Origin of the sequence: Lentihominibacter sp., from assembly GCF_046951855.1 — a bacterium.
GTDB classification, from domain to species: domain Bacteria; phylum Bacillota; class Clostridia; order Peptostreptococcales; family Anaerovoracaceae; genus Lentihominibacter; species Lentihominibacter hominis.
The window spans coordinates 20,977-27,412 of the sequence record NZ_JBKTXS010000028.1; the positions used below are offsets into that span (position 1 = coordinate 20,977).

Consider the following 6,436-nt stretch of genomic DNA (forward strand, 5'->3'; position numbering starts at 1 on the left):
AATATGAAAAGTACTTTGATAAATAAAATCATGAAAGTAGCTGACGATAATATCCATCCGATACCGCTGAATGAACGTACGACCGGAGTAGGGGGAGCATTCTTCCTGTGGTTCGGAATCACATTCACGATGGTGGTGATGTTTACAGGTTATTACTTTATTCCGACATTAGGCTTTTGGAAATCATCGGTTGCAGTAATACTGGGATCGATACTTGGAGGGATTCCGTTTCTGACTATCTCATTGATCGGACAGAAGACAGGGCTGCCAACGACAACCCTGTCCCGAGGGACTTTCGGAGTTAATGGATCCTTCCTTCCGGCCGTACTGAATATAATTTCTCTCAGCGTCTGGACCTTCCTTCAGTCGGAGATAGCAGGAAACGCTCTCAACTATATTTCCAAAAGACTGCTTGGTTATGACAATTTGAAATTATATATCATCTTAAGTTTACTGTTGGTTTTCGTAGTGACCATATTCGGATATAAAAGGGTGGAGAAAATAGAGAAAGTAGTAATGGTGGTTATGATCGCAGGAGTCTGTTATATCCTTTATAAGGAGTATTCTCTTCATGGCACAGGCTTTGTGGATACTGTAGTGGGAGGAAATGCAGAGGATATCACCTTTGGCAAAGCTATAGACATGGTAGCCATATATATATTGGCGTATACGGGAATGGCGGCCGATTATAACCGAAACTGCAAGGAAGTTGCAGGGGCAATAAGCAGCACGCTGGGAGTGGTCTTTGGAACATCACTGATCATTCTGTCAGGCATGATCCTGATCTGCGTCTGCCAGATAGACAGTATCGCTGTTGAGTATAATCCGGCATTGATATTCGGAGCTTTGGGAGTAGGATTTATAGGTTCGATACTTATTTTCGCTTCCAATTCGGCTCTCAACTTCGCAGCTGTTTACAGTGTGACTATGTCAGTTATGAATATTTTTCCGAAAGTTAAATATCCATTTGCTCTGACTATAGTGGTGGCAGTCTGCATGGCAGGAGCGCTCTTTGCGGGGATTCTCGGACACGTAGTGACATTCGTATCATTTCTGGGAAACCTTTATGCACCGCTCTTTGCCATCATAATGGTGGATTACTTCTTCATAAAATGCGGATCATATGATGCCGATGAACTTTTGAAGCAGACGCCTGAGAGCAGATACTTTTACTGGAAAGGTATTAACGTTATTGCGTTTGTCGCCTACATCATTTCTGCAGGAATAACATGCGTATGGAGTTTCATATATGTGCCTCCTGTAGGAGCTGTTATTCCGGGTATGCTGGCTAGCGGGATTCTTTATATAGCTATATATAAACTTGCGTACAGGCCGAGAAAGACAGACGATAAAATTTACTATTTAGTACCAAAAAAACGATAACAATATAAAGAAAAGAAGAGGAGGTATAAAATGGCTTACAAAGTAGGAATAGATATAGGGGGAACATTCACAGACCTATATGCGTATGACACACAGACAGGCAAATCATTGTGTCTGAGCTCATCGTCAACACCTGAAAACTATGCCAACGGAGTTCTCAATGTAATAGAAAAGTCAAAAATAAGACCGGAGGACATAGAGTTGATAGTGCATGGTACGACGGTAGCCACAAATGCAGTTATCATGAAAACATATGAAAAGACAGCCTTCGTAACAACAAAGGGCATGCGAGATCTTATAGAGATCGGAAGATTTCACAGAAAGGTTCTTTATGATCCGTATCAGCAGAAACCGGAGCCTATTGTAAGCAGAGACAACCGCTTTACAGTGGAGGAGAGAATAGATAAGGACGGAAATGTTCTGGAAGCATTGAATGAAAACGATGTAAGACAGGTAGCTGCCAAGATAAGAGAAAAGGGAATAACATCAGTATGTGTGGGCTTTATGAATTCATATGTGAACGGCAAACACGAGAAACGTGCTGCGGAGATTCTGAAAGAAGAACTGCCTGATGCATATGTCATCGCATCATCTCAGATACTGCCTAATATAGGAGCTCTGGGAAGATTCACAACAGGAATAATAAACGCTGCTTTATACCACCTTGTCAGCAATTACATAGAAAATCTTGAGGACAGGCTGAGAGGCAAAGGCTTCAAAGGTAAGTTGCTTCTCGTACAGTCCAACGGAGGAGCGATAACAGCAGAACTTGTAAGGACGAAACCTGAGACACTGCTTATGTCAGGGCCTGCAGGAGGAGTTGTGGGAGCGCTTTCCATAGGAAAGGTCTCCGGACAGGAAGATATAATAACGTTTGATATGGGAGGGACCAGTACAGACATTTCTATAATTGAAAAGAGCAAGCCATTTATGAGCTCAGATTTTGAGATCGATTGGGATATGCCGGTACCGATCCCTCTCATAGAAATAATATCCATAGGAGCAGGCGGAGGAAGTATCGCATGGGTGGATTCCGGAGGAGTCTTAAAGGTAGGACCGAGAAGTGCCGGGGCATATCCGGGGCCTGTATGCTATGGGGTAGGCGGAACAGAACCTACTGTATGCGATGCCAATCTGGTTCTTGGATATCTGGATGCTGATGAGTTTCTTGACGGAGATATGAAACTTGACGTAGAAGGAGCAAAAGAGAGTATAAGAAAACTGGGAGAAAAACTGGGACTTAGCATGATAGATACAGCAAAGGGAATCCTTGAAATTGTAAACGAGAACATGGCCAACGCTGTAAAAGAAGTGACTATCGGAAAAGGAAGAGATCCGAGAGATTTTGCTCTTTCGGCTTTCGGAGGAGCGGGATCACTTCACGCAGTAGCCTGTGCCGATAAAGTAGGCGTTCCTGTGGTTTTGGTACCGCCTGAACCCGGCAACTTGTGTGCATTCGGAGATATCAATATGAATCTTCAGAACGAAGTGGAAAGTTTCTACTTCAGCAAGCTGGATGATCTTGATCTTAAGGATATTAATAAGAGATTTTCCAATATGGATAAAGAGGGAATAGGACTTTTGCATTCGCAGAAGGTTCCTACCAACGGAGAGACAATAAAGCATGTTATCTCTATGAGATATACGGGTCAGAGTTATGAGCTGGAGATAGAGTGTGATGATCTTGTAATAAAAGAAGACACGGTAAAGACTCTTGCAGAGGATTTTCATGCAACACATAAGAAGATCTATTTTGTAAATGATCCTGACAGTGAAGTGGAGATAACGAAACTGCGCACTACAGTTATAGGTGAGATCGCAGAAGAAATCAATATACAGGATCAGACCGGAGCGAAGAAAGAAGCAAAAAGCAAAACTGTTAAAGCTTATTTTGACGGAAAAGAAATGGATACACCTGTATACCAGAGAAGTCTGATAACAACAGAAGATATCGTCAGCGGCCCTGCTATAGTGAGAGAAAAGAAGTCTTCCACCATCATTCCTCCGGGTAAGAAATGCAGGATAGACCCTAACAACAGAAGTCTTATCATCGAGAATCTGTAGGAAAAGACAGAAAGGAAAGGAGAACATCATGAATAAGAAACTTGACCCCATCACTTTTGAGGTAGTGAGAAGCTCATTTGATTATATAACCAAGATGATGTCACAGACACTGCAGAAGATATCCTTCTCACCGATCATGTACGATCAGGTAGACTTTTCCAATGCATTGTTTGATGATAAAGCAAATCTTATAGGTCAGACTACTAATGTGCCTGTACATCTGGCTGCTATGCACCATTGTGTAAATGCCGCAGTAGAAGCTTTCAAGGATGATTTTAATGAAGGAGATGTTGTCATATTGAATGATCCATACAGAGGTGGGACTCATAATATGGATGTAACATTTGTAACACCGCTGTTCTGGGACGGAAAGCTTACGGCATATGCCTGCAGCAGAGGTCATTGGCAGGATATGGGAGGAAAAGCAGCATCTTCAGAATCACCTACGGCTGTACACATAGCTGAAGAAGGGCTGAGGCTTCCTCCTACAAAGATATTCATAAACAAAGAACCGGTTACATGGCTTATAGATATCATAAGAAATAATACAAGAGCTCCGTATTTTATAGACGGAGATATAAGAGCACATATGGGAGCGCTTAATACAGCAGAAAAGCATTTCTTCGAACTGGTTGAGAAGTATGGTGAGGAAACTGTAAGAGCCTGTATGGAAGAAGCTCTCGATTATACTGAGAGAAGAACAAGAGCTGCCATAGCAAAACTTCCTAACGGAGTATACGAAGCCGAAGATTATATAGATGCTGATGGAGTTAATAACGAGGCTATCTATGTAAGAGCAACGGTTACTATAGAGGATGAGGACATAACCGTAGATTTTACAGGAAGCAGCCCTACTGTAGACGGACCTGTAAATTTCCCTCTGGCAGGGACTTGCTCCGGAGTATATTTTGGACTCAAGTTCTTCCTTGATCCTGATGCACCTCCTAATGCAGGAATGTACAGACCGATTCATATAATCGTTCCGGAAAATACAGTGTTCAATCCGAGATGGCCGGCACCTGTGTATTATGGCAATCTCATTACCAGTGAAAAAGCCGCTGACCTTATCTGGCAGTGTCTTGAAAAGGCTATTCCGCAGGATATTGTGGGAATGCCTTATGCAGACTGCAACCCTATATCATGGGGTGTAGTAAATGCAAGAGAAGGAGTATCCGATACATTTGGAGAACTCCCTCCAGGAGGATGGGGCGGAACGCCTTATGGAGATGGCATGAGCGCCACATACAGCAGGCATGGAAACTGCATGGATTTTACTCCTGAGCAGATGGAACTGCTCTATCCTGTTATCTGTACAGAAAGAGAATTTAAAACAGATTCCGCAGGAGCAGGCAAGTTCAGAGGCGGGCTTGGTCTTCAAGTAAGCTGGAAGATTCTTCAGAATGCTACTATGAATCTCGGAATGGGAAGAAGCCGGTTCGGGCCTCCGGGAGTATGCGGAGGAAAAGATGGTCTTCCAAGCTCTGTGATTGTTAATATGGGCACAGATAAGGAAAAAGTCATAGGAGGATATACCAAGGATCACGAATATCTCATGACTATGTTTGATAATTATCCTATGAAAGCCGGTGAGACAGTTACGATGATAACTCAGGGCGGCGGCGGATATGGAGATCCTAAAGAAAGAGATCCTGAGCTTGTTAAAAAAGATGTTAAAAATGAAGTGATTTCAAAAGACGCTGCTGCGCGTGAATACGGAGTAAGTCTGTAATATGAAAGGAGACGTCAATGAAAGTTTTGATCGTTGGTGCCGGAGGACAGGGAGGCGCATGCGCCTCCATCCTCTCAAGGCAGAAAGAGATAGATGAGATAATCTTGGCAGACCTGAAAGAAGAGACTGCCATGAAAGTGGCTAAAAATATAGGAAGTGATAAAATCAAGACGGATCATATTAATGCCACTGATCCTGATGACGTGGCCAGAGCGGCACAAGGCGTGGATGTAGTCATAGATATGGTAATGCCTTGGATGGTTCAGTATGTGATGAAGGGGGCTCTTAAAGCTAAGGCTAACTATATCAATACAGCCTTTGATACTCCGTACTGGGATGAATTTCTTGACGGAAAAGGTCCTGAGGAATTGACATTATCAAAAGAATTTAAAGAGGCAGGACTTACGGCTCTGTTTGGATGCGGCTTTGCTCCCGGCTGGACTAATGTGCTGGCAAGAAAATTTGCAAACAGGCTTGATGAAGTTGACAGCATCAAGATGAGAATAGGAAAAGCCACTATCCTTCCTGATGAAAAACCGTATGACTGGGTTTTGAGGCCTTGGAATCCCGGCTGGTCGCCTAAACAAGCTCTCATAGACTGTGCTTCATCCACATATGCGCTGGAGGATGGAAAATATGTAGAATATCCTCCGTTTGGCGGAATGGAGATGTGCAGCTTTCCGGCTCCTGTAGGCGAACTTCCCGTGACACATCATTCACATGAAGAGATCTACAGCATGCCTTCCACATTTAAGGGAGTAAAGGATGTTGACTTCAAATATTATATGATGTACCAGCCGGCTATCTTCTATGCCATAGGCTTGTGCTCGCAGGAAGAGATAGAAGTGGGCGGAGTTAAGGTGAAACCTATAGATGTTGTAAGCAGCCTTGTTCCGCCTCCTGCAAACAATATATTTGCAGAATCAGAAGAAGCTCTTGAATATGCAGATAAAACAGCTTTCATAGAACTTATTGTTGAAGTATCGGGGAAGAAAGATGGCAAGACTGTTACATACAGAGCAAACTGTCCTAAGATGAATGCTCCGGGACCTGAACTTGTAAAGCTTTACGGAACAGCTCTTGTATATGTCGCCCTGCCTCTGGCAGTAGGAACCTTGCTTCTTGGAAGCTGTGATATGGAAAAGGGAATCATATTTGCTGATCAGCTTGACCCGGATATGTTCATAGACAGAATGATGGCTACAGGTTATCCTTATAAATGGAAAGAGACTGTTATCTAAGTACAGTCAGTCATAGATT

General features: G+C 43.1%; 4 protein-coding genes. All 4 read left to right on the top strand.

Going from position 1 to position 6,436, the window contains the following annotated elements; all coding sequences use genetic code 11:
- Positions 1-3 precede the first annotated feature (3 nt).
- From ACLR96_RS07910 to ACLR96_RS07925, 4 genes are read left to right on the top strand one after another with little or no spacing between them, the layout of a single operon-like run.
- Positions 4-1,383 (top strand): purine-cytosine permease family protein, encoded by a 1,380-nt coding sequence (locus ACLR96_RS07910; RefSeq protein WP_177269613.1) that lies wholly within the window; start codon positions 4-6, stop codon positions 1,381-1,383.
- A 30-nt stretch (positions 1,384-1,413) separates the two neighbouring features.
- On the top strand, positions 1,414-3,447 hold the full coding sequence (locus tag ACLR96_RS07915) for a hydantoinase/oxoprolinase family protein (RefSeq protein ID WP_177269611.1): 2,034 nt from the start codon (positions 1,414-1,416) through the stop codon (positions 3,445-3,447).
- A 28-nt stretch (positions 3,448-3,475) separates the two neighbouring features.
- On the top strand, positions 3,476-5,176 hold the full coding sequence (locus ACLR96_RS07920; protein WP_412265562.1) for a hydantoinase B/oxoprolinase family protein: 1,701 nt from the start codon (positions 3,476-3,478) through the stop codon (positions 5,174-5,176).
- Between the two features lie 17 nt (positions 5,177-5,193).
- Complete coding sequence (locus ACLR96_RS07925; RefSeq protein ID WP_177269607.1) at positions 5,194-6,417, top strand: saccharopine dehydrogenase NADP-binding domain-containing protein; 1,224 nt, start codon at positions 5,194-5,196, stop codon at positions 6,415-6,417.
- The last annotated feature ends 19 nt before the right edge of the window (positions 6,418-6,436 follow it).